The following is a 22,813-nucleotide window of genomic DNA, read 5'->3' on the forward strand; positions in this document are numbered from 1 at the left end:
GCTACCATTCCCGGCCCATATTCTTCGTACAGTTCAGACCATGAAATTTCCCGGTAAACGCAAATCCAAACACTACTTCCCCGTGGATGCCCGCGATCCGCTCCTGCAGCAAATCCAGCCAGAAAATGAAACCAGCGCGGCGTGGGTCGTCGGTATCGACCAGACGCTGGTGGACATTGAAGCGAAAGTGGATGATGCGTTTGTCGCCCGTTACGGTCTGAGCGCCGGTCACTCGCTGGTGATTGAAGATGACGTTGCCGAAGCGCTGTACCAGGAGCTGGTGCGCGAAAACCTGATTACCCATCAGTTCGCCGGTGGCACCATCGGCAACACCATGCACAACTACTCCGTGCTGGCGGACGACCGCTCTGTCCTGCTCGGCGTAATGTGCAGCAATATCGAAATCGGTGGCTACGCCTACCGTTACCTGTGCAACACCTCCAGCCGTACCGATCTGAACTATCTCCAGGGCGTCGACGGGCCGATTGGCCGCTGCTTTACGCTGATCGGCGAATCCGGCGAGCGTACCTTTGCCATCAGCCCGGGTCATATGAACAAGCTGCGCGCGGACAGCATTCCCGAAGAGGTGATCGCGGGCGCCTCGGCGCTGGTGCTGACCTCCTACCTGGTGCGCTGCAAGCCGGGCGAGCCGATGCCGGAAGCGACCATGAAGGCGATTGAGTACGCGAAGAAGTACGACGTGCCCGTCGTTCTGACGCTGGGCACCAAATTCGTGATTGCCGATAATCCTGAATGGTGGCAGGCGTTCCTGAAAGAGCACGTCTCGATTCTGGCGATGAACGAAGAGGAGGCCGAAGCGCTGACCGGTGAAAGCGATCCGCTGCTGGCGTCTGACAAAGCGCTGGACTGGGTGGATCTGGTGCTCTGCACCGCGGGTCCGGTTGGGCTGTATATGGCTGGCTTCACCGAAGAAGAGAGCAAACGCAAAACCCAGCACCCGCTGCTGCCCGGCGCGATTGCCGAGTTCAACCAGTACGAGTTCAGCCGCGGCATGCGTTTTAAAGACTGTGTTAATCCGCTGCGTATCTACTCGCACATCGCCCCTTACATGGGCGGGCCGGAGAAGATCATGAATACCAACGGCGCGGGCGACGGCGCGCTGGCCGCGCTGCTGCACGACATCACCGCTAACGCCTACCACAAAACCAACGTGCCAAATTCCAGCAAGCACAAGTTCAGCTGGCTGACCTATTCGTCGCTGGCGCAGGTATGCAAGTACGCCAACCGCGTAAGCTATCAGGTGCTGAACCAGCACTCACCGCGCTTAACGCGTGGCCTGCCGGAACGGGAAGACAGCCTCGAAGAGGCGTACTGGGACAGGTAAAAGCAAAACGGCAACCTGTGGCTGCCGTTTTTAGTGTTTGTTCCCTCTCCCTGTGGGAGAGGGCCAGGGTGAGGGCATCAGGCCGCACAAAACTTAACCCGTCACCGCCTCTTCAACCGGCGGTTTTTCCAGCAGCGTCAGCATCGTATTCGCAATCTCGCGCTCGCCCATCACCACCTTATCCGCACCGCGCTCGGTAATGTAATCCACCTCGTCGTCGTAGTGAGCCCGGGCGATAATCTCGATGTTTGGACACTTCGCGCGCGCGGAGGCGACAATCTCACCCGCCTCATAGCCGTTGGGAATGGTCAGCAGCAGCCAGCGGGCGCAGTCCAGATGCGCCAGCTCCATGATCTCTTCGTTCGCCGCATTGCCCAGCACCGCACGAATACCGCGCTCGCGCAGCTCGTCAACGCGGGTGCGTGACGTTTCAATTACCACCAGCGGAATGCCCTGCGCCATCAGCTTCTCGCCAAGCAGGCTGCCGACGCGGCCAAAGCCGACCAGCAGGGCGTGATTGCAAATATCGACCGGGATCTGCTTCTCTTCTTCGATGGCCTCTTCCAGCGTCTGCTCTTCCAGCGTTTCGGTTTTATCGAGGTATTTTTCCAGCAGGGCAAACAGCACCGGGTTCAGCATAATTGACAGGATCGCCCCCGCCAGCACCAGGTTTTGTCCGGCCTGCGGCAGCAGATTCAGGGCCATGCCCAGACCGGCCAGAATAAAGGCGAACTCGCCAATCTGCGCCAGGCTGGCGGCAATGGTCAGCGCCGTCCGCGGAGAGTGGCCGAACATTCGCACCAGGAAGAAGGCGGCGAGCGACTTACCAAAGATAATGATCGCCAGCGTGCCCAGCACGGCCAGCGGCTGCTGAATCAGAATAAGCGGGTCAAACAGCATCCCGACGGAGACGAAGAACAGCACGGCAAAGGCGTCGCGCAGCGGCAGGGTGTCGTGTGCAGCGCGGTGGCTCAGCTCGGATTCGTTCAGCACCATCCCGGCGAAGAACGCGCCCAGCGCGAAGGAGACATCAAACAGCTCAACGGCACCAAACGCGATACCCAGCGCCAGCGCCAGCACGGAGAGGGTAAACAGCTCGCGGGATCCGGTCGCCGCACTGCGGGACATGATCCACGGCACCAGACGGCGACCCACCAGCATCATGATGGCGATAAACGCCACCACCTTCCCGATGGTGATGCTCATATCCAGCGCCAGCGAGGCGAAGCCGATATTGTCTTTTTCCATCATGCCGGCGACGGCGGGCAGCAGCACCAGCGTCAGGACCATCACCAGATCTTCCACAATCAGCCAGCCTATCGCGATCTGCCCGCGCTGGCTGTCTATCAGCTGTCTCTCCTCAAGCGCGCGCAGCAGCACCACGGTACTGGCGGTTGAGAGACACAGCCCAAATACGATACCGGTCATCAGCGACCAGCCCAGCACGGCCGAAAGCGCCATCCCAAGCAGCGTCGCCACCCCTATCTGGGCGATCGCTCCCGGTATGGCAATCGACTTTACCGCCATCAAATCCTTCAGGGAGAAGTGCAGGCCGACGCCGAACATCAGCAGAATCACGCCCAATTCCGCCAGCTCAGGGGCCAGTTTGGTATCCGCAACAAAACCTGGCGTAAACGGTCCCGCCAGCACACCTGCCAGCAGATAGCCGACAAGAGGAGAAATACGCAGCTTATTGGCAATCATGCCGAGAATAAAAGCGAGCACAAGTCCACCAACAATGGTGGTGATAAGCGGTGTGGCGTGGTGCATTCCGTCTCCTTTCGTGGTGAGTGTTCCATTTTTGGCGTGAATACCAAAAAACCAGGTAATAGTTTATGACAATTTTTACCCTTATGTTTATGAATAATTGTTGAAGTTTGAATAAAACAGCAATATGCACGTAAAAAAGCGCATTTTGATAAATTCAGCGCGGGGATGAAGAGGAAACCCTTATGGTATAAGGGTATCAGGTAGCTAAAGCATAAGTTTAGCTACCCGTAATTCACGCTTTATGGCGGTTATCAGGCAGGAATATGGTTAACATGCCAAGAAGTGGCAGGAAAGCGCAGATTTTATAAACCAGGAAGATGCTGGTGTGATCCGCAACCATCCCTAACACCGCTGCACCCAGCCCGCCCATGCCGAAGGCGAAACCGAAAAACAGTCCGGAAACCATACCGATACGTCCGGGCAGCAGCTCCTGGGCATAGACCAGAATGGCGGAAAACGCGGAGGCGAGAATAAAACCAATAATCACGGTCAAAATCCCCGTCCATTCAAGGCTGGCGTACGGCAAAATGAGGGTAAAAGGCGCTACGCCGAGGATAGAGCCCCAAATGACATATTTACGGCCAATCTTATCGCCCACCGGCCCGCCAATTACCGTCCCTGCGGCCACCGCGAACAGGAAGGCAAACAGGTGGATCTGCGCGTTTTGTACCGATAATCCGAATTTTTGCATCAGATAAAAGGTGTAATAGCTGCTGATGCTCGCCATATAGAAGTATTTCGAGAAAATCAGCACCAGCAGGACGGCAACCGCCAGGATAACCTTATTGCGCGGCAGGGGATTGATAACCTTCGCTTTAGGTTTTCCTTTATTCACCCGATGCTGTGCGGCGTACCAGCGGCTAATCTGCGCCAGCACGATAATCGCCAGCAGCGCGGCCAGCACAAACCACGCCACGTTGCCTTTGCCGTAAGGGGCAATAATAACCGCGGCCAGCAGCGGGCCGAGAGAGCTACCAAAATTACCGCCCACCTGGAAAAGTGACTGCGCCAGGCCATGACGACCGCCGGACGCCATACGCGCCACGCGGGAAGACTCCGGATGGAAAACGGACGAGCCGGTGCCTACCAGCGCGGCGGCAATCAGCACGGCTTCAAAACTCCCCGCCATGGCCAGCAGCACCAGCCCGCTTAGGGTGAAGCACATGCCTATGGGCAGCGACCACGGCATAGGATATTTGTCCGTCCAGTAGCCCACCACCGGCTGCAGCAGCGAGGAAGCCAGCTGGAAGGTCAGGGTGATCATCCCAATCTGCACGAAGGTGAGTGAAAACTCGGACTGCAGCAGCGGATAAATAGCCAGAATCAACGACTGGATCATGTCGTTGAGCAGGTGCGAGAGACTGATTGCGCCTAAGACTTTAAAGGAGGTGCGCGACGTCGGCGCACCCGGAACGGGCTGGGTTGAGTCACTGATTGCCATAGAGAGAATTACCACGTCTTGAGTTATTAGCGATGCAGGGTGTAATTATTATCCGACTAACATACCCGCCCGGGACATTTGAAGAAAGTCGCAATTCTGAAAACTTATTTGTCTATTCTTATTAGTCACTGTAATTTCTGCCTTTGTCTATTGGTCAGGGAGAGAGAAGATGAAGTTAATGAAGCGGGGCGTCGCGCTGGCGCTCATCGCGGCGTGGGGGCTGGTAAGCCTGCCCGTGCAGGCGTATGAAAAAGACAAAACCTATAAAATCACCATTCTGCATACCAACGATCACCACGGTCATTTCTGGCGCAGTGAATACGGCGAATATGGCCTGTCGGCGCAAAAAACGCTGGTGGACGGCATTCGTAAAGAGGTGGCAGCCCAGGGCGGCAGCGTGCTGCTGCTGTCGGGAGGCGATATCAATACCGGCGTGCCGGAATCCGATTTACAGGACGCCGAGCCCGACTTTCGCGGCATGAACCTGATTGGCTACGACGCGATGGCCGTCGGTAACCATGAGTTTGATAATCCGCTGAGCGTCCTGCGTCAGCAGGAGAAGTGGGCCAAATTCCCGTTCCTCTCCGCCAACATTTACCAGAAAAGCACCGGCGAACGCCTGTTTAAGCCGTGGGCGCTGTTTAAGCGTCAGGATCTGAAGATCGCGGTCATCGGCTTAACCACCGACGATACGGCGAAAATTGGCAACCCTGAGTTCTTCACCGATATCGAATTCCGCAAACCGGCAGACGAAGCGAAGCTGGTGATTCAGGAGCTGCAGCAAAACGAAAAGCCGGACGTGATTATCGCCACCACGCACATGGGGCACTACGACAACGGTGAGCACGGCTCTAACGCGCCCGGTGACGTGGAAATGGCGCGCAGCCTGCCGGCGGGCTCGCTGGCGATGATTGTGGGTGGTCACTCACAGGATCCGGTGTGCATGGCGTCGGAGAATAAAAAGCAGGTGGACTACGTGCCGGGCACGCCGTGTGCGCCAGACCGTCAGAACGGTATCTGGATTGTGCAGGCGCACGAGTGGGGCAAATACGTAGGCCGGGCGGACTTCGAGTTCCGTAACGGCGAGATGAAGCTGGTGCACTATCAGCTCATTCCGGTCAACCTGAAGAAGAAGGTCACCTACCCGGACGGGAAAAGCGAGCGCGTACTTTACACCCCAGAGATTCCAGAAAACCAGCAGATGCTCTCCCTGCTGACGCCGTTCCAGAACAAAGGCAAGGCGCAGCTGGACGTGAAAATCGGTACGCTGAACGGTCGTCTGGAGGGGGACCGCAGCAAAGTTCGCTTCGTGCAGACCAACATGGGCCACCTGGTGCTGGCGGCGCAAATGGCGCGCACCGGGGCTGATTTTGGCGTGATGAGCGGCGGCGGCATTCGTGATTCCATCGAAGGTGGAAACATCACCTATAAAGACGTTCTGAAGGTGCAGCCGTTCGGTAACGTGGTGGTTTATGCCGACATGAGCGGGAAAGAGGTCATTGACTACCTGACCGCCGTGGCGCAGATGAAGCCGGATTCCGGGGCCTATCCGCAGTTTGCCAACGTGAGCTTCGTAGCGAAAGACGGCAAGCTTAACGACCTGAAGATCAAAGGCGAACCGGTTGACCCGGCGAAAACCTACCGTCTGGCGACGTTAAGCTTTAACGCCACCGGCGGCGACGGCTATCCGCATATTGATAATAAACCGGGCTACGTGAACACCGGCTTTATCGATGCAGAAGTGCTGAAGCAGTATATCGAGCAGAATTCGCCGATTGACGTGAATGCGTATGAGCCGAAAGGCGAGGTGAGCTGGCAGTAGTGCAGCTGTGTTGCCCGGTGGCGCTGCGCTTACCGGGCCTACGGGTGCAAAATGTAGGCCGGGTAAGGCGTAGCCGCCACCCGGCTTTTTTTACTCCCTGCGCGCAATATCCGCAAACTTCGCGTCCAGCATTTTCGCCAGGTCGCCCGCGGCCAGCTCAATATCCAGCCCGCGCTTGCCGCCGGAAATATAGATGGTCTCAAATTCCTGTGAAGGGGCATCGATCAGCGTCGGCAGGCGTTTTTTCTGCCCGAGCGGGCTGATGCCGCCCACCAGGTAGCCCGTGGTGCGCTGCGCCACCATCGGATCCGCCATATCCACCTTCTTCGCCCCCAGCGCTTTAGCGACCTTTTTCAGATCCAGCTGTCCCGCCACGGGAGTCACCGCCACGGCGAGATGCTTCATATCGCCATTCACCGCCACCAGCAGCGTTTTATAGACCTGGTCCGCGTTCAGCCCCAGCTTACGCACCACTTCATCACCAAAGTTGGTTTCATTCGGATCGTGATCGTAGGTGTGGATCCGGAAAGAAATGTTGTTTTTTTCAAGTAATTTAACGGCGGGAGTCATAGCTATCCTTCTTACGACAGACAATTCATGCAGCCAGCATACGCCTGACGTTTGTCTAAAAAATAGCACCATCTTGCGCAATAGTGTTGGCAGTGATGGTCACTTTGAGCGACAATCGGCTCAGCCGAAGGTCACTTCGGTATAATAAAAACGATGAAATTCCTCTTTGACGGGCCAATAGAGATATTGGCCATTTTTTTATTTCAGCAACGACGGCAAATTCCCTTCGCCGTATAAATGTAACGCCCCAACCGCCACCACGTATTCCCCCGCTGGCAGAGCATGCAGCGTCTCTCGCCAGGCTTTGTTACGCGCATTCATCAGCACATCATACAGCGATTCACTGAACGTCGACGGTAACGCCAGCCTGCCGTCCGCGGGCGGCGCATCCAGCCACCAGCCAACCATGGTCTGCAGCAGGCGTGCGTTGGTGTGCCAGTGGGTGAGGGTATCATCCAGCAGCATCAGACCGTCGTCGGGAAGCTCTCGCAGGAGCGCAATCTGGCTGTCCGTACCTTCCAGTTCGATGATCGGCATACGGCGCGCCCGCGCCACGTTCAGCAGCTGGTAATCAATGCCGTAATCCCCCCGCAGCCCCAGACGCTGGGCCTGCGTGGCCTGTAATACCATTGCGATTTGCCACAGCGGCAGGGTGTCAATCATGGAGAGCGATACGCCGGTTTCCTCGGCGACGCGCGTCAGTTCCGCGAGCTGGGCCTCATTCAGACGTTCCGCCAGCGGGAGATCGCTTTCAAGCCCGGCAAACGGTGACTCATGGCCCGAGATGTCCGCCTCGACGACCAGCGCGTCGGCGCGCTTCAGGCGCTTTATCAGACCGGGCGGCAGAGGTGACATACCCTGCGTGCCCATATGGATACTGCCGACCAGGTGCAGGTGTTGCCCGCCGGGAAGCGAGATATCCAGACCGGGCCAGGCGTAACGGCGAGGGAAAAGGGCGCGAAACGATGTTTTTATACGATGAAACAGACCCATACGCGCTCCATAAACGGAAAGGTTCATGCTAGCGCGTACGGGTACAAGGTTCAATCCTTCGGTTTAAAGCGCAACAGCCGGTTGGCGTTGCTGACCACGGTGATGGAGGAGAGCGCCATCGCCGCACCCGCGACCACCGGATTAAGCAGCGTGCCGGTCAGCGGCCACAAAATACCGGCCGCGATTGGGATCCCGAGGGTGTTATAGACGAACGCCCCCAGCAGGTTCTGCTTCATGTTGCGCAGCGTGGCTTTCGAAATGGCCAGCGCATCGGCCACGCCCATCAGGCTGTGGCGCATCAGCGTGATGGCCGCGGTTTCGATGGCCACGTCGCTGCCGCCGCCCATCGCGATCCCCACATCCGCCTGGGCCAGCGCCGGGGCATCGTTGATGCCGTCGCCGACCATTGCCACCTGACGGCCCTGACGTTGCAGGTTTTTAATGGCGTCCGCTTTGCCGTCCGGCAGTACGCCCGCAATCACCTCATCAATACCGGCTTCTTTCGCGATGGCGTTGGCGGTGGTCGGGTTATCGCCGGTCAGCATCACCAGACGGTAGCCTGCACGGTGCAGGCGCTGTAAGGCGTCCACGCTGTCCTGGCGAAGCGGATCGCGCACGGCCAGCAGCGCGGCGGCTTTGCCGTCCACCGCCAGCAGAACCGGGGTAGCGCCCTGAGACGCCTGCGCCTTCAGCTCGTTTTCCAGCGTAGCGGTATCAATACCGTTTTCATTGAGCAGCGCCTGGTTGCCCAGCAGCAGCGCATGGCCTTCTGCCTCACCGCTCACGCCGAGCCCGCGCAGGGTGCGGAAGTTGCTCACCTGCGGCAGGGCAGACGCATTGGCTTTATCGAGAATAGCGCGCGCCAGCGGATGGCTTGAGCCTTGCTCCAGCGCGGCGGCGAGACGCAGCGCGTCCGCTTCGGCAATGCCTGCGGTCGTGACGGCGACCACCTGCGGTTTACCTTCCGTCAGCGTGCCGGTTTTATCAAACACCAGCGTGTCGAGGGTGCTGGCCCGCTGCAGCGCGTCCGCGTCCCGCACCAGTACGCCAAATTCGGCCGCGCGCCCTACGCCGGAGATAATCGACATCGGCGTCGCCAGGCCAAGGGCGCAAGGACAGGCGATGATCAGCACCGTGGTAGCGATCACAAGGGTGTAAACAATCTGCGGCGCGGGGCCGAAGAAGTACCAGATCGCCGCGCTCAGCAGGGCAATGCCGACCACCACCGGTACAAAAATGGCCGAGATTTTGTCAGCAAGCTGGCCAATCTCCGGCTTGCTGCTCTGCGCCTGGCGCACCATGCGGATAATACGCGACAGCGTGGTGTGGCTGCCGACGGCGCTGGCGGTGAACAGCACGCTGCCGTCCTGCACGACCGTACCGGCATGCACGGCGTCGCCATCGGATTTCTGCTGGGGAATAGGCTCCCCGGTCAGCATCGCTTCATCCAGCCAGGCTTCGCCCTGGGTTATCTTACCGTCAACGGGAACGCGGTCTCCGGTGGTCAGACGGAGCGTCATGCCGGGCTGAACCTCGGCCAATGGAACGCTCTTTTCCCCCTCGTCCGTGACCACGCGGGCCGTCGGCGGGGTTAAATCAAGCAATCTTTCCAGCGCTTTCGAGGAACGCTGACGGGCGCGGGCTTCCAGCATATGGCCTAAGTTGATCAGGCCGATAATCATTGCGCTCGCTTCATAATAGAGATGCCGCGCTTCCATCGGGAACCACTGGGGCCAGACGTTCACGCTCATGGAATAGAGCCACGCCGCGCCGGTCCCGAGGGCGACCAGGGTATCCATCGTCGCGGTGCGGTTTTTCAGGCTCTTCCAGGCGCTGGTATAGAAATGCCCGCCTGCAAACACCATCACCGCAAGGGTAATCAGACCAATCAGCAGCCACAGCGTGCGGTTGTCGTCGGTGACCATCATGTTGTCACCCATCATGCCCCACACCATCACCGGAATACCCACCAGCAGGGCAACGATGGCCTGCCAGCGGAAGCGCTTCATGGTGGCGATAGCCGTTTCCTGCTGGCGCTCGCGGCGTTCGGCATCATCTTCGATGGCCTCCGCGCCGTAGCCCGCTTTTTCAACGGCCTGCACTAACTCTGCGGCGGAGGCGCTGCCCATCACCAGCGCAGTACGCTCCGCAAGATTCACCCGTGCCTGCGCGACGCCCGGTACCGCCTGCAGGGCGTTTTGTACCCGGGAGACGCAGCTGGCGCAGCTCATGCCGTTGATCAGCAGCTGTTGGCTGTCATCAATATCATCCGCTGCCGGAAGCTCAGGAGTGGCCGCTGTCAGTGCTTCCGACGGGGATGATGACTCTGCCAGCGGTTTAGCCTTTGGGTGGCTTAACTCCGCCCCGTAACCGGCCTGTTTAATGGTATCAATCAGCGCGTCCGCACTGGCGCTGCCGGTCACGGCGGCATGGTCGATAGTCACTTCAGCGCTTTCAACGTCAGGACGCTGTTCCAGGCTTTCTTTAACGCGTTTGACGCAGTGGCCGCAGGAGAGGCCGTCCAGCGTCAGGTCGATAGTGTGAGACATAACAAAACTCCCGTATAATATATTGGTCAGTTGTTGACCGGAGTAACGCTTTTCGCTAACTGTTATGAAGGTTAAACCTTCCATCAAGGGGAAGGTCAAGGGGGAAATGTGAATATCAGTGACGTGGCAAAAAAAACCGGCTTAACCAGCAAAGCGATCCGCTTTTATGAAGAGAAGGGGCTGGTAACGCCGCCGCTGCGCAGTGAAAATGGCTACCGCAGCTACACGCAGCTGCATCTCGATGAGCTGACGCTGCTGCGCCAGGCAAGACAGGTCGGGTTTAATCTGGAAGAGTGCGGCGAGCTGGTTAACCTGTTCAACGATCCGAAGCGTCACAGCGCGGATGTGAAAAAACGCACCCTGGAAAAGGTGGCCGAAATTGAACGCCACATCGTCGAGCTACAGTCGATGCGCGAACAGCTGCTGCAGCTCGCGGACTCCTGTCCGGGGGATGACAGCGCCGACTGCCCGATTATTGATAATCTTGCCGGCTGCTGCCACCGCAAAACCCACGCTTAACAGGCCTTTACCCGCAGGGTAATGCCTTCCACCGCAATGACTTCAACCCGCGTGCCGGCGCTGAGGTCATCGTCGGCCACCACCGGCCACGAGCTGTCGCCTACGCGCATGTGCCCGCGTCCGTTCACCAGCGCGGTGTCGAGGGTAAAACGCTTGCCGACAATCTGCTGTCCGCGCTGGTTAAGGTGGGCGTCCACCGGTTTCTGCTCGTTAACCCGCCGGTTAAGCCAGCGCCACCACAGCCAGGCGGCCACCAGCGTCAGCGCGGCAAACAGCGCCCCCTGCCACGCCCAGTCCAGGGGAAGGATCCAGACCAGAAGACCGGTAATGACGGCGGCCACACCGCTCCAGAGCAGGTAGCCGTTGCCGCCCAGCATCTCCGCTGCCAGCAATAAGCCACCGAGACTTAGCCAGAAGGCATGAGGATGTGCAACGATGAGCTCAATCATTTTTTACGCTCGTTTCCGCTGTCCTTAATCAGTTCGGCGATCCCCGCGATAGAGCCCATCAGGCTGCTGGCATCCAGCGGCATCATCACCACTTTGCTGTTGTTCGCCGAGCCGATCTCTTTCAGCGCGTCGGTATATTTTTGCGCAACGAAGTAGTTCACGGCCTGAATATCACCGGCGGCAATTGCCTCGGACACCATCTGGGTCGCGCGGGCTTCCGCTTCGGCGGAACGTTCACGCGCTTCCGCCTGTAAGAACGCGGACTGACGGTCGCCTTCCGCTTTCAGGATCTGCGACTGTTTTTCCCCTTCCGCTTTGAGGATCTCCGCCTGGCGTACCCCTTCGGCTTCCAGAATGTAGGCGCGCTTGGTTCGCTCGGCTTTCATCTGGGCGTTCATCGAGGCAATCAGCTCCGCCGGCGGGCGCACGTCGCGGATCTCGATGCGGGTAACTTTGATCCCCCACGGGTTGGTGGCCTCATCGACAATGTGCAGCAGGCGGGTGTTGATGCTGTCGCGCTGGGAAAGCATCTCGTCCAGCTCCATCGAGCCGAGTACGGTACGGATGTTGGTCATTGTCAGGTTGACGATCGCCAGCTCCAGGTTGCTGACCTCATAGGCCGCTTTCGGCGCATCAATCACCTGAATAAAACAGACGGCGTCGATGGTGACGTTGGCGTTATCCTTGGAGATCACTTCCTGGGACGGAATGTCCAGAACCTGCTCCATCATGTTGATCTTGCGGCCGATTCTGTCCATGAACGGGACAATCAGGCTTAAGCCGGGCTGGAGCGTGTTGGTGTAACGGCCGAAACGCTCGACGGTCCACTGATAACCCTGAGGGACAATTTTGACGCCAGCGCCCACGATAACCAGCGCAACGAAAATAAGGACGGGAACAACGATAAGCATAAAAACCTCCTGTTTTGCATGCCGTGATGAGTGAAAGTGTGTATTTTTTGCTCGTAAGTATAGGTAAAGTCAGAGATGAAGCCATCACCCGCTTCGGCAATGGCTTTGGATAATCCCTGGTAGTAATGCTCCAGCCCCCGCGCTTCGATACGCTGGATCTGTTCGCGAAGGGGGGCGCAGAACAGAACGGCATTCCCCGCTTCAACGCGTTTGTTATTCGGTGGAAGGTCGCCCGCGATGGCTTTAAACCAGGTTCTGATGCCCTGCTTTAAATTATGCGGCGCTTTTGCCAGGTTATCCATGCCCGTCAGGATCTGCAGAGTAGGGAACTCATCGGCCTGCACGGCGGTTTTCATGCGCGCAAAGAACTGGCTGAACAGCTCGAACGATCCCAGATCGGTGACGCGGGGCTTGGTGGTTTTACCGTTTTTATTGCCGATTTTACCTGCCGCTGACGCCGTGGCCGGAACCGCGTTGACTTTTTCCAGCTCCAGCCCGAATAACAAATTGCAGTGCGCGCGGCGCGCTTTCAGCGGGTAGGACATCAGGACGTCAATGAACTGTGTGGCTTTCACATCCGCAAGATTGTGGTTGATAAGCCACTGGGTGCGCGAAAATTCCGCCGGAGAGACGAACCAGTCCGGCACCTCATTGAAGCGTTTTGATTTGCCTTTACCGTCAAATTCAAGGAAGTGTGTCCCGTTGTCGAAGGCAAAATAGCAATTTTTGAAGCTGCCGATCGTGGTGTTCACGATGAGCGCCTTCTTAACAAAGTCCACCACCTCTTCACCCATCACAAAACGCGTGCGTTCCGACGATTTGATGACGTCCATTAATGTTTCGACATCAGGAACACCAGGCTTCAGGGAGGGAAACTCATAAAAAATATGTGCCATGCTGCATACTTCCTGTAGTGATGGTGATGACAATTTACAAACAAAAAGCTTAACACTTGCTTCAGCGTGAGGCTATTCGCGCTGCGCGGGCGAAAGGATTATGCTACAGACGGTTATGACAAAAAGCGGTCAACGGAAGCGCAATGAACGATAAAAAAAACGTATTACTTCTCAGGGATGTCGGATTTCGAGTCGGGGAAAACACGATCCTGCAGCACGTCGGGTTTAGCCTGTCGCCGGGCGAGTTTAAATTAATCACGGGCCCCTCAGGCTGTGGGAAAAGCACGCTGCTGAAGATTGTGGCGTCACTCCTCAGCCCGACGGAAGGAGCCATTCTGTTTGAAGGCGAGGATATCGCCTCGCTTTCCCCGGAAAGCTATCGCCAGCAGGTCTCGTACTGCGTGCAAACGCCCGTGCTTTTTGGCGATACGGTCTATGACAACCTGATTTTTCCGTGGCAAATCCGCAATAAAACGCCGGAGCCGGAAAAGTTTATCCAGGATCTGGCCCGCTTTGGCCTGGCGCAGGAGACGCTGAGCAAATCCATCAACGCGCTGTCGGGCGGCGAAAAGCAGCGGGTCTCGCTGATCCGCAACCTGCAGTTTTTACCGAAGGTGTTGTTGCTGGACGAAATCACCAGCGCGCTCGATGACGTCAACAAGCGCAACGTTAACGAGATTATTCATCGTTACGCCCGGGAGCAGAACATTGCCGTGCTGTGGGTGACGCACGACGCTAACGAAATAACCCATGCGGATGACGTAATCACGCTCCAGCCGCACGGCGGGAAAATGCAGGAGGCAAACCGTGGGTGAGCATAACATTACGAACGAATCGCTGGCCTTTTCGATGGTGCTGGTGCTGATTGCGATTGTGGTCAGCTACCGGGAAAAGCTGGGGCTGGAAAAAGATATCGTGTGGAGTATCTGCCGCGCGGTGATTCAGCTCATCATCGTCGGCTATGTGCTGAAGTATATCTTCAACGTTAACCACGCGGTGCTGACCCTGCTGATGGTGCTGTTTATCTGCTTTAACGCGGCGTGGAATGCGCAAAAGCGCAGTAAATACATTGATAAGGCGTTTGTTTCATCGTTTATCGCGATTACTACCGGGACGGCGCTCACGCTGGCGGTGCTGGTGCTCTCCGGCTCGATTGAGTTTACGCCGATGCAGGTCATCCCTATCTCGGGGATGATCGCGGGGAACGCGATGGTGGCCGTTGGGCTCTGTTATAACAACCTCGGCCAGCGTTTCAGCAGCGAACAGCAGCAGCTGCAGGAGAAACTAAGCCTGGGGGCAACGCCAAAAGTGGCCTCGGCGCGGCTGATTCGCGAGAGCATTCGTTCATCGCTGATCCCTACGGTAGATTCCGCCAAAACGGTGGGGCTGGTGAGCCTGCCGGGCATGATGTCGGGGCTGATTTTTGCCGGTATCGATCCGGTAAAAGCGATTAAGTATCAGATCATGGTGACGTTTATGCTGCTTTCCACGGCAAGCCTGTCCACCATCATTGCCTGCTACCTGACCTATCGGAAGTTCTACAACGCGCGCCACCAGCTGGTGGTGACGCAGTTGAAAAAGACGGGGTAAAATCGTCTTTGTAGGCCCGGTAAGGCGAAGCCGCCACCGGGCTTTTTTATCAATACAACAGCGCGTAAAGCTGACGACGATACTTCGACGCCAGCGCGTCGCCGGTGCCCAGCGCGGCCAGGATCTCCTGGAACATCTTGCGCGCCTGACCGTCTGCGGCGGCTAAATCTTTTTGCAGATGGCTGAAGAGCAGCTCAAGCGCCTCTTCGTTACGCCCCACCTGATGCAGCTGCAGCGCAAGCTGGCTTGCCAGCGCGGCGTCCGCCGGGTTGTCGGCAACCTGCTGCTGCAGCTGCTGAATTTCCGGGGTATCCGCCGCCTGCTTCAGCAGCTCAATCTGTGCAACCAGCCCCTGATAGCGGGTGTCCTGATCCTGCAGCGGAACCGTCTTGAGTACGGCCTCCGCGTCCTCTGAGCGGTGCAGGGCGATCTGCGTTTCCGCCAGCAGCAGGCCAATCTGGCTGTTCTGTTTTGACAGCTGCCACGCCTCTTTCAGCAGCGGCAGCGCCTCGTCGTATTTACCTTCCTGCATCAGCGCCATGCCTTCCTGCGCTTTCAGCTCTTCTTCGCGCGGCAGCACCTTATCCAGCAGGGCGCGGATGGCCTCTTCCGGCTGCGGCCCCTGGAAGCCATCAACAGGCTGGCCGTTCTGGAACAGATAGACGGTAGGAATGGCGCGCAGACCAAACTGAGACGCGACCATCGGCTCGGCGTCACAGTCCAGCTTCGCGAGAATGAACTGACCATTGTACTGGGCGGCAAGGCTTTCCAGCACCGGCGTCAGCTGCAGACAGTGTTGGCTACGTTCAGACCAGAAGTAGAACAGGACCGGTTTGGTCATCGACTGTTCAAGGGTCTGTTGCAGGTTAGCTTCTGTGATATTGACGATATTCTGTACGGACATGCGGCTTTCTCTTTTGTCGGTTTGTTCTTTACATGGGGATGCGCGTCGGCGCTTCAACTCAACCGTGTAAAATTTTGTCCATTATCCGGCCCGGCAGCAGGCGTTTTAACCAGCCGACGGCATGGGTGACCAGCGTCACCGGATAGCGCATTTTGGGATGTTCACTCTCAAAAGCATGGCGCACTTTGGCCACCACCGCCTCGGGCCCGAGGGTAAAACGTGCGGCGATGCCGGGGTTCTCGACCGGTTTATCCGCCTGCGTCTGGTTAACGTTTTCGGTAAAGCGGGTGCGGATCGGGCCGGGTTCAATCAGGCTGACCTTTATGCCGCTGTGGCGTAGCTCCATGCGCAGGGCGTCGGACCAGGCCTCCAGCGCATATTTACTGGCGGCGTAAGCGCCGCGGCCCGGGGTGGAAATCAGCCCCATCACCGACGACGTCATCACGATGCGCCCTTCACCGTGCGGCAGCATCGCGGGGAGCAGACGCATGGTGAGCTGATGTACGCCGAAAAAGTTGGTCGAAAACTGCTTCTCCAGCGTTTCGCGGGAGAGGGTATCCAGCGGGCCATACACGCCGTAACCGGCATTATTAAACAGGCCGTAAAGACGATTACCGGTCAGGGCGATCACCTCATCGGCGGCGCGGTCAACGCTCTCCGGCGAGTCCATATCCAGCAGCACGCCGGTAAAGCCCAGCCCGTTCATGCGTTCGACATCGTCAGGTTTGCGACAGGCCGCCAGAACCCGAAACCCCTGGCGCTTCAATTCGAGCGCGCTTTCCAGACCGATTCCACTGGAACATCCTGTAATTAAGACCGATTTTTGCATAACTTTACCTGTCAGGATCTCCGCTTAATCAGGAGTCATGTTTAACTAAAGGAGCCAGCCGCGTTGCCATCCAGTCGGCAATAAACGGCTGCGCATCGCGATTGGGGTGGATCCCGTCGTCTTGCATCCACTGGGGTTTGAGATAGACCTCTTCCATGAAAAATGGCAGCAGCGGAATATCAAACTCTTTGGCAAGCTTGGGGTAGATCGCGCTAAAGGCCTCATTATACCGACGACCGTAGTTGGCGGGCAGGCGAATTTGCATCAGCAGCGGCTGGGCGTTTGCCGCCTTGATCTCCTGCAAAATGGTGCGCAGCGTATCCTCCGTTTGCTGTGGCTGGAAACCGCGCAGGCCATCATTACCGCCCAGCTCAACCAGCACCCAGCGCGGCTGATGCTGTTTGAGCAGCGCAGGCAGGCGCGATAAACCTTGCTGTGAGGTATCGCCGCTGATGCTGGCGTTGATTACAGGCGTTTTGCTCTGCCATTTGTCATTGAGCAGAGCGGGCCAGGCCGCGCCAGCCGCCATGCGATAGCCTGCGCTCAGGCTGTCGCCGAGAACCAGTAACGTGTCCGCTGCCGCCGCGCGGAAGGTCATCAGAATCAAAAACAGGAAGGGCAAATGCCAGCGGAAAACAGTGTTGAAGTTCATCATCTTAAGAAGTCCGTCGGTCAGGGGGAACACGAGCTTTCCATCCTTACTGGAGTTGAACTCGTTGTCAAACGCGCTGAAACCATCGCGCTGATTGGCGAATCCGGTTCCGGTAAGTCCACGCTGCTGGCGATTTTAGCCGGTCTGGACGACGGCAGCAGCGGCGAGGTCCACCTTGTCGGGCAGCCGCTGCATCAGCTTGATGAAGAGGCGCGGGCCGCGCTGCGCGCGCGTCACGTTGGTTTTGTCTTTCAGTCCTTTATGCTGATCCCAACCCTGAACGCCCTGGAAAACGTCGAGCTCCCGGCGCTGTTGCGCGGTGAAAACAGCCGTGAAAGCCGCGCGCATGCGAAGGCGCTGCTGGAACAGCTCGGTCTGGGGAAACGTCTCGACCATCTTCCCGCCCAGCTTTCCGGCGGTGAGCAGCAGCGCGTGGCGCTGGCCCGCGCGTTTAACGGCCGCCCTGAGGTGCTGTTTGCCGATGAGCCTACCGGCAACCTTGACCGTAAAACCGGCGACAGGATTGCCGACCTGCTGTTTTCGCTCAACCGCGAGCACGGCACCACGCTGATCCTCGTCACCCACGATCCGCAGCTCGCGGCGCGCTGCGACCGTCGCCTGCGGCTGGTGAACGGTGTTCTGCAGGAGGAAGCATGATTACCCGCTGGTTTTGGCGCGAGTGGCGCTCGCCCTCGCTGCTGATTGTCTGGCTGGCGCTCAGCCTGGCGGTGGCCTGCGTGCTGGCGCTCGGCAGCGTCAGCGACCGCATGGAAAAAGGGCTCAGCCAGCAGAGCCGGGAGTTTATGGCGGGGGACAGGGCGCTGGAAAGCTCCCGCCCCGTGCCGCCGGGCTGGATTGAAGCAGCGCGCAAAGAAGGGCTGAAGGTGGGAGAGCAGCTCACCTTCCAGACCATGACCTTCGCGGGCGACATGCCGCAGCTGGCGAGCGTCAAGGCCGTCGATGATATCTACCCGATGTACGGTGACTTACAGACCAGTCCGCCGGGGTTAAAGCCGACGCCCGGTACGGTGCTGCTGGCATCGCGTCTGATGGCGCTGCTGAACCTCAAACCCGGCGACAGTATCGACGTCGGCGACGCCACGCTGAAAATCGCCGGGGAAGTGGTGCAGGAGCCCGACGGCGGATTTAACCCCTTCCAGCTTGCGCCGCGCTTGCTGATGAACACCGCGGATGTCGCGGCCACCCATGCGGTACAGCCGGGCAGCCGCGTTACCTGGCGCTATAAGTTTGGCGGCACGCCCGCCCAGCTTGCCGCGTATGAAAAATGGCTTCTGCCGCAGCTCAAACCGGAACACCGCTGGTACGGGCTGGAGCAGGACGAGGGGGCGCTCGGTAAATCTCTGGAGCGCTCTCAGCAGTTCCTGCTGCTGTCGGCCCTGTTGACCCTGCTGCTGGCGGTGGCGGCGGTGGCTGTGGCGATGGGGCACTACTGCCGCAGCCGCTACGACCTGGTGGCGATCCTCAAAACCCTGGGGGCGGGCCGGGCGCAGCTGCGCAAGCTCATTGTCGGCCAGTGGCTGATGCTGCTGGTCCTGTCGGCGCTGACCGGCGGAATAATCGGGATGCTGTTTGAAAAGCTGCTGATGGTGATGCTGAAGCCGGTGCTTCCGGTCGCCTTGCCGCCGGCCAGCTTCTGGCCGTGGCTGTGGGCGATGGGCGCGATGACGGTGATCTCGGTGCTGGTGGGGCTCCGGCCCTACCGCCTGCTGCTCGCCACGCAGCCGCTGCGCGTGCTTCGCAACGATGTGGTGGCGAACGTCTGGCCGCTGAAGTTCTACCTTCCGGTGATTATTGCGGTGGCGGTGGGGCTGCTGGCGTGGCTGATGGGCGGCAGCACGCTGCTGTGGGCGGTGCTGGCCGGGGCGGTTGTGCTGGCGCTGCTGTGCGGCGTGCTGGGCTGGATACTGCTCAACCTCCTGAAAAGAGTGACGGTAAAATCCCTGCCCGTGCGCCTGGCGGTCAACCGTCTGCTGCATCAGCCCTGGTCTACGCTCAGCCAGCTGTCGGCGTTCTCGCTGTCGTTTATGCTGCTGGCGCTGCTGCTGGTGCTGCGCGGCGATCTGCTCGACCGCTGGCAGCAGCAGCTTCCACCGGAAAGCCCGAACTATTTCCTGATCAATATCGCGCCTGAGCAGGTTACGCCGCTGAAGGGCTTCCTGGCGGAGCATCACATCATCCCCGAGTCGTTCTATCCCATCGTTCGCGCGCGTCTGACGCAGATCAACGGCCAGCCAACGGAGGGGAATAAGGACGAGTCGCTTAACCGCGAGCTGAATCTGACATGGCAGGATAAACGCCCTGATCACAACCCGATAACCGCCGGCACCTGGCCGCCAAAAGCGGGGGAGGTGTCGATGGAGGAGGGGCTGGCGACGCGCCTGAACGTGAAGCTGGGAGACAGCGTGACCTTCACCGGCGATACCCAGGATTTCACCGCGAAAGTCACCAGCCTGCGTAAGGTGGACTGGGAAAGCCTGCGGCCCAACTTCTTCTTTATCTTCCCGCCGGGGGCGCTGGACGGTCAGCCGCAGAGCTGGCTGACCAGCTTCCGCTGGGAAAACGGCAACGGCATGCTGACCCAGCTCAACCGGGAGTTTCCGACGGTCAGCCTGCTGGATATCGGCGCGATCCTCAAACAGGTGGGGCAGGTGCTGGAGCAGGTGAGCCGCGCGCTGGAGGTGATGGTGGTGCTGGTGACGATCTGCGGCGTGCTGTTGCTGCTGGCCCAGGTGCAGGTGGGCATGCGCCAGCGCCATCAGGAGCTGGTGGTTTACCGCACGCTGGGGGCCGGTAAGCGGCTGCTGCGAATGACGCTCTGGAGCGAGTTTGCGCTGCTGGGGCTGGTGGCCGGTCTGGTGGCCGCCATTGGCGCAGAGACGGCGCTGGCGGTGCTGCAGACAAAGGTCTTCGACTTCCCGTGGGAGCCTGACTGGCGTCTTTGGTTGACTCTGCCTCTGTGCGGCGCGGGGCTGCTTTCTCTCTGCGGAGGCTGGCTCGGCACGCGGCTGCTAAAGGGCAAAGCCCTGTTCCGTCAGTTTGCGAGTTGATTTAGTATAGTGATAATTACGCACCGGATTTTTATGCCGGTGCGCAGTGTTTAAATAGCACAAAGTGATAATACCCACTCATTTAGTAGCACAAAACATTAAAAACCCGTCCACACAGCCCGATTATTTCCAGTTAATATTCACCCGCTAAATATTTAGCAGCGTGTCTATTAAGGAAAAATAATGACTATAAAAAAATCAGCGCTGGCGGCAACGATTGGCGCGGCAGTGGCATTAACGACCTTCGCTTCTCAGGCGGAAATCACCGTTCTTAAGCAGGATCCTCAGGCGGGTAACCCGCTGAGCCGCCTGAACTTCACCGTTGGCGGCAGTATTCGTCCTCAGTTCCAGAACATGACCGGCGACGACGGGAAAAACAGCTACAAGCGTAACGGCTTTGACGGCGGCACCCGCTTCCGTTTCGCGGCAGATTACTACCTGTTTGATGACATCAGCTGGATCAGCTACTACGAGCTGGGTGTGAATATTCCTGCGCAGTTTAACTGGGATCACCACTACGCCGAAGGCGCACACGACACCACGCGTCGTATGCTCTATACCGGTCTGAAGAGCGACACCTGGGGTACGCTGACCTTCGGTCAACAGAACAGCGTTTACTATGATGTGGTTGGCGCGAAAACCGATATCTGGGACTACGACATGATCGCTCAGGCACCGGGTAACGGGATCAACGGCGACTACGACGGTTCTTACCGTTCACGCCAGATGCTGAAATATAAGAAAACCGTGGGCGATGCTGACATTTATGCATCCTACCTGTTTGAAGACAGCGAATTCCTGCCGGGCAACGGCCTGCGCTACAAGCGTAAAGGCGGCGGCTCGCTGGGTCTGGATTACCACCTGACTACCGACCTGACCTGGGGCGCCGCGTGGAACTACACCCGCGCCGACATGCGTAACCCGGACAACGGCGACAGCAAAACCTACGACCAGAACATCCTCGGTACCGCGCTGAGCTGGACCCCGGACAACTGGACCTTCTCCGCAGGCGGCGGCTGGTACCAGAACTTCCTGACCACCAAAAAAGTGTCTGTTAACGACTACTTTGCGGGCGACGCGTGGGGTATTGAGTACTTCGCAGGGTACAAGTTCCCAGTCGGTCAGTACGCGGTGAAATCCATCCAGCCTTACTTCATGGGTGATCGCATTGAGTACGTGAACGGCCGCAACTACCAGCGTATCGACAACGGCGTGGGTATCAGCTTCCAGCTGGATTACGGTTTCCGCGTGGATTACGAACACGTGTTCACCTCCAGCACCGACAACCTGGGCGACATGAACCTGGTGCGTCTGCGTTACGACTTCTAAGCCGTCTGTTCCCCGGTGGCGCTGCGCTTACCGGGGCTACAAAAGCACACGTAGGCCGGGTAAGGCGTAGTCGCCACCCGGCTTTATTTTTCAGCGATCAAGCCACTCAGCAATTTCTTCGTACGTCCCGCGATACACAATCTTTTCCGCCTTTTTCTCCAGCTGATAGCCGTACATCGGGTCGTAATAGTCGTTCAGGAGCGGTACAAGCCAGCTGAAGTGCGCGTCAGTGCGGCCAGAGCGTTGCTGTTCCAGCAGCGCGGAGTCTAACAGCGCGGTAAATTCCGCAAAGCGCTGCAGCCCAAGACGGCGGCGTATGGCGAACAGGCCGTGATGCAGATACTCGCTGTATTCTTTCCAGCCCGCTTCCTCGCCGTAGGCGGCAGAAAAATCCGCCCACATATGGTCGAAATACTCTTCGCGCAGGCGTTCAAGACGAATGTCAAACGGATCCTCGACCACCACGATAGGGGCTTCAACCATGCGGTCGCGCAGGCACTCCGGCAGGTGGTTGGAGCCAATCATTCGGCCCTCATCTTCCAGCACCCAGCGCGCGGCGTCTTTTTTCAATAGCTCAACCGCAAGGTGATTTTCAAAGCTGGCCTGAGAAAGCTGCGGCGTGAGCGTGCGGCCAAATGACGAGCCGCGATGGTGCGCGAGCCCTTCCAGATCGATACCCTGCGCGTGCTGCTTCACCAGCAGGGTTTTACCGTTTCCGGTACAGCCGCCGATAAGCACCATCGGCTTTTGCGACTGCTCGATGGTCACCTGAATCGCCGTCTGGCGCAGGGCCTTATAGCCGCCGCGGATCAGCGGGTAGTCGATACCCGCCTCTTTCAGCCAGGCCTGCGAGATATGCGAGCGCTGGCCGCCGCGCGCGCAGCAGAGAAAGCCCTCAGGATGGGCAAGGCTGGCTTCGCGCCAGGCGTTGATGCGGGCGTCACGCGTGTCGCCGCTCACCAGGCGATGGCCGAGCGCCAGCGCGGCGTCCGGTCCCTGACGTTTATAACAGGTACCGACGGCGGCGCGCTCGTCATCGTTCATTAAAGGCAGGTTGACTGCCGCTGGCATCGCGCCCTGGGCAAATTCGATCGGCGCGCGAACGTCGATTAAAGGGGTATCGGACGCGAGGATCGCGCGATAGTCCGTTCCATCGTTCATGGTTATTCCAGAAGA

General features: G+C 58.5%; 19 protein-coding genes and 1 pseudogene. 8 read left to right on the forward strand and 12 right to left on the reverse strand.

What is annotated here, in order from left to right; all coding sequences use genetic code 11:
• Positions 1 to 40 precede the first annotated feature (40 nt).
• A complete protein-coding gene (locus ACVCAM_RS02775) occupies positions 41 to 1,345 on the forward strand; it encodes an inosine/guanosine kinase (protein WP_021241626.1) in 1,305 nt (434 codons plus the stop codon).
• Between the two features lie 93 nt (positions 1,346 to 1,438).
• Here the strand turns inward: ACVCAM_RS02775 and ybaL are convergent, their stop codons facing one another.
• Together ybaL and ACVCAM_RS02785 are read right to left on the reverse strand one after the other, a co-directional pair.
• On the reverse strand, positions 1,439 to 3,115 hold the full coding sequence (gene ybaL / locus ACVCAM_RS02780; protein ID WP_008499303.1) for a YbaL family putative K(+) efflux transporter: 1,677 nt from the start codon (positions 3,113 to 3,115) through the stop codon (positions 1,439 to 1,441).
• A 232-nt stretch (positions 3,116 to 3,347) separates the two neighbouring features.
• Positions 3,348 to 4,556, reverse strand: a complete 1,209-nt coding sequence (locus tag ACVCAM_RS02785) for an MFS transporter (RefSeq protein WP_023326815.1) — start codon at positions 4,554 to 4,556, stop codon at positions 3,348 to 3,350.
• 169 nt (positions 4,557 to 4,725) lie between these two features.
• Between ACVCAM_RS02785 and ushA the strand changes: the two genes are divergently transcribed.
• Positions 4,726 to 6,378 (forward strand): bifunctional UDP-sugar hydrolase/5'-nucleotidase UshA, encoded by a 1,653-nt coding sequence (gene ushA, locus ACVCAM_RS02790; protein WP_023326816.1) that lies wholly within the window; start codon positions 4,726 to 4,728, stop codon positions 6,376 to 6,378.
• Between the two features lie 90 nt (positions 6,379 to 6,468).
• Here ushA and ybaK read toward each other — a convergent pair whose 3' ends face one another.
• The 3 genes from ybaK to copA all read right to left on the reverse strand — a co-directional run bounded on the left by ybaK (position 6,469) and on the right by copA (position 10,490).
• Positions 6,469 to 6,948, reverse strand: a complete 480-nt coding sequence (gene ybaK, locus ACVCAM_RS02795) for a Cys-tRNA(Pro)/Cys-tRNA(Cys) deacylase YbaK (RefSeq protein WP_008499307.1) — start codon at positions 6,946 to 6,948, stop codon at positions 6,469 to 6,471.
• A gap of 198 nt (positions 6,949 to 7,146) precedes the next feature.
• Positions 7,147 to 7,941 (reverse strand): TraB/GumN family protein, encoded by a 795-nt coding sequence (locus ACVCAM_RS02800; RefSeq protein WP_025912642.1) that lies wholly within the window; start codon positions 7,939 to 7,941, stop codon positions 7,147 to 7,149.
• Positions 7,942 to 7,991: 50 nt separating this feature from the next.
• Positions 7,992 to 10,490, reverse strand: a complete 2,499-nt coding sequence (gene copA, locus ACVCAM_RS02805; RefSeq protein ID WP_025912643.1) for a copper-exporting P-type ATPase CopA — start codon at positions 10,488 to 10,490, stop codon at positions 7,992 to 7,994.
• Between the two features lie 108 nt (positions 10,491 to 10,598).
• Here copA and cueR point away from each other — a divergent pair, with 108 nt between their 5' ends.
• Positions 10,599 to 11,009 carry a Cu(I)-responsive transcriptional regulator gene (gene cueR, locus ACVCAM_RS02810; RefSeq protein ID WP_008499310.1) on the forward strand — a complete coding sequence of 137 codons (411 nt, stop codon included), beginning with the start codon at positions 10,599 to 10,601 and terminating at the stop codon, positions 11,007 to 11,009.
• Here the strand turns inward: cueR and ACVCAM_RS02815 are convergent.
• The 3 genes and pseudogenes from ACVCAM_RS02815 to ACVCAM_RS02825 all read right to left on the reverse strand — a co-directional run.
• A complete protein-coding gene (locus ACVCAM_RS02815; protein ID WP_008499311.1) occupies positions 11,006 to 11,458 on the reverse strand; it encodes an NfeD family protein in 453 nt (150 codons plus the stop codon). The two genes, cueR and ACVCAM_RS02815, sit on opposite strands and share 4 nt — an antisense overlap.
• Positions 11,455 to 12,369: an SPFH domain-containing protein gene (locus ACVCAM_RS02820; protein WP_008499312.1), complete on the reverse strand. Its 915-nt coding sequence runs from the start codon at positions 12,367 to 12,369 to the stop codon at positions 11,455 to 11,457. Before ACVCAM_RS02820 ends, ACVCAM_RS02815 begins: the two co-directional genes overlap by 4 nt.
• Positions 12,370 to 12,416: 47 nt before the next feature.
• Positions 12,417 to 13,265, reverse strand: a pseudogene (locus tag ACVCAM_RS02825) (hypothetical protein); the annotation flags it as partial.
• Positions 13,266 to 13,408: 143 nt separating this feature from the next.
• Between ACVCAM_RS02825 and fetA the strand changes: the two are divergent.
• Together fetA and fetB are read left to right on the forward strand one after the other, a co-directional pair.
• Complete coding sequence (gene fetA, locus ACVCAM_RS02830; RefSeq protein WP_023293127.1) at positions 13,409 to 14,080, forward strand: iron efflux ABC transporter ATP-binding subunit FetA; 672 nt, start codon at positions 13,409 to 13,411, stop codon at positions 14,078 to 14,080.
• Positions 14,073 to 14,855 carry an iron efflux ABC transporter permease subunit FetB gene (fetB, locus tag ACVCAM_RS02835; RefSeq protein WP_023293126.1) on the forward strand — a complete coding sequence of 261 codons (783 nt, stop codon included), beginning with the start codon at positions 14,073 to 14,075 and terminating at the stop codon, positions 14,853 to 14,855. Before fetA ends, fetB begins: the two co-directional genes overlap by 8 nt.
• Before the next feature lie 49 nt (positions 14,856 to 14,904).
• Here fetB and ACVCAM_RS02840 read toward each other — a convergent pair whose 3' ends face one another.
• The 3 genes from ACVCAM_RS02840 to tesA are packed head-to-tail and all read right to left on the reverse strand — an operon-like array spanning position 14,905 to position 17,243.
• Positions 14,905 to 15,759 (reverse strand): co-chaperone YbbN, encoded by an 855-nt coding sequence (locus ACVCAM_RS02840; protein ID WP_023293125.1) that lies wholly within the window; start codon positions 15,757 to 15,759, stop codon positions 14,905 to 14,907.
• A gap of 58 nt (positions 15,760 to 15,817) precedes the next feature.
• Complete coding sequence (locus ACVCAM_RS02845) at positions 15,818 to 16,588, reverse strand: SDR family oxidoreductase (protein ID WP_008499317.1); 771 nt, start codon at positions 16,586 to 16,588, stop codon at positions 15,818 to 15,820.
• 28 nt (positions 16,589 to 16,616) lie between these two features.
• Positions 16,617 to 17,243 (reverse strand): multifunctional acyl-CoA thioesterase I/protease I/lysophospholipase L1, encoded by a 627-nt coding sequence (gene tesA, locus ACVCAM_RS02850; RefSeq protein ID WP_122008371.1) that lies wholly within the window; start codon positions 17,241 to 17,243, stop codon positions 16,617 to 16,619.
• Here tesA and ybbA point away from each other — a divergent pair.
• From ybbA to ACVCAM_RS02865, 3 genes are all read left to right on the forward strand, one after another.
• A complete protein-coding gene (ybbA, locus tag ACVCAM_RS02855; protein WP_008499319.1) occupies positions 17,211 to 17,897 on the forward strand; it encodes a putative ABC transporter ATP-binding protein YbbA in 687 nt (228 codons plus the stop codon). The genes tesA and ybbA overlap by 33 nt on opposite strands.
• Positions 17,894 to 20,308, forward strand: a complete 2,415-nt coding sequence (ybbP, locus tag ACVCAM_RS02860; protein WP_128301673.1) for a putative ABC transporter permease subunit YbbP — start codon at positions 17,894 to 17,896, stop codon at positions 20,306 to 20,308. The genes ybbA and ybbP overlap by 4 nt, the downstream gene beginning before the upstream one ends.
• Before the next feature lie 183 nt (positions 20,309 to 20,491).
• Positions 20,492 to 21,637 (forward strand): porin, encoded by a 1,146-nt coding sequence (locus tag ACVCAM_RS02865; RefSeq protein ID WP_023293123.1) that lies wholly within the window; start codon positions 20,492 to 20,494, stop codon positions 21,635 to 21,637.
• A 90-nt stretch (positions 21,638 to 21,727) separates the two neighbouring features.
• On the opposite strand, the gene mnmH is transcribed toward ACVCAM_RS02865, so the two are convergent.
• Positions 21,728 to 22,798, reverse strand: coding sequence for a tRNA 2-selenouridine(34) synthase MnmH (gene mnmH / locus ACVCAM_RS02870; RefSeq protein ID WP_163341734.1), 1,071 nt, complete (start codon positions 22,796 to 22,798; stop codon positions 21,728 to 21,730).
• Positions 22,799 to 22,813 lie beyond the last annotated feature (15 nt).

It is taken from the genome of Enterobacter sp. CFEC122 (genome assembly GCF_052983755.1).

Bases quoted from the DNA above. Each gene is read 5' to 3' on its own strand.
- ACVCAM_RS02775 (WP_021241626.1), top strand. From the start codon at position 41: ATGAAATTTCCCGGTAAACGCAAATCCAAACACTACTTCCCCGTGGAT.
- ybaL (WP_008499303.1), bottom strand. From the start codon at position 3,115: ATGCACCACGCCACACCGCTTATCACCACCATTGTTGGTGGACTTGTG.
- ACVCAM_RS02785 (WP_023326815.1), bottom strand. From the start codon at position 4,556: ATGGCAATCAGTGACTCAACCCAGCCCGTTCCGGGTGCGCCGACGTCG.
- ushA (WP_023326816.1), top strand. From the start codon at position 4,726: ATGAAGTTAATGAAGCGGGGCGTCGCGCTGGCGCTCATCGCGGCGTGG.
- ybaK (WP_008499307.1), bottom strand. From the start codon at position 6,948: ATGACTCCCGCCGTTAAATTACTTGAAAAAAACAACATTTCTTTCCGG.
- ACVCAM_RS02800 (WP_025912642.1), bottom strand. From the start codon at position 7,941: ATGGGTCTGTTTCATCGTATAAAAACATCGTTTCGCGCCCTTTTCCCT.
- copA (WP_025912643.1), bottom strand. From the start codon at position 10,490: ATGTCTCACACTATCGACCTGACGCTGGACGGCCTCTCCTGCGGCCAC.
- ACVCAM_RS02815 (WP_008499311.1), bottom strand. From the start codon at position 11,458: ATGATTGAGCTCATCGTTGCACATCCTCATGCCTTCTGGCTAAGTCTC.
- ACVCAM_RS02820 (WP_008499312.1), bottom strand. From the start codon at position 12,369: ATGCTTATCGTTGTTCCCGTCCTTATTTTCGTTGCGCTGGTTATCGTG.
- fetA (WP_023293127.1), top strand. From the start codon at position 13,409: ATGAACGATAAAAAAAACGTATTACTTCTCAGGGATGTCGGATTTCGA.
- ACVCAM_RS02840 (WP_023293125.1), bottom strand. From the start codon at position 15,759: ATGTCCGTACAGAATATCGTCAATATCACAGAAGCTAACCTGCAACAG.
- ACVCAM_RS02845 (WP_008499317.1), bottom strand. From the start codon at position 16,588: ATGCAAAAATCGGTCTTAATTACAGGATGTTCCAGTGGAATCGGTCTG.
- ybbA (WP_008499319.1), top strand. From the start codon at position 17,211: ATGCCAGCGGAAAACAGTGTTGAAGTTCATCATCTTAAGAAGTCCGTC.
- tesA (WP_122008371.1), bottom strand. From the start codon at position 17,243: ATGATGAACTTCAACACTGTTTTCCGCTGGCATTTGCCCTTCCTGTTT.
- ybbP (WP_128301673.1), top strand. From the start codon at position 17,894: ATGATTACCCGCTGGTTTTGGCGCGAGTGGCGCTCGCCCTCGCTGCTG.
- ACVCAM_RS02865 (WP_023293123.1), top strand. From the start codon at position 20,492: ATGACTATAAAAAAATCAGCGCTGGCGGCAACGATTGGCGCGGCAGTG.
- mnmH (WP_163341734.1), bottom strand. From the start codon at position 22,798: ATGAACGATGGAACGGACTATCGCGCGATCCTCGCGTCCGATACCCCT.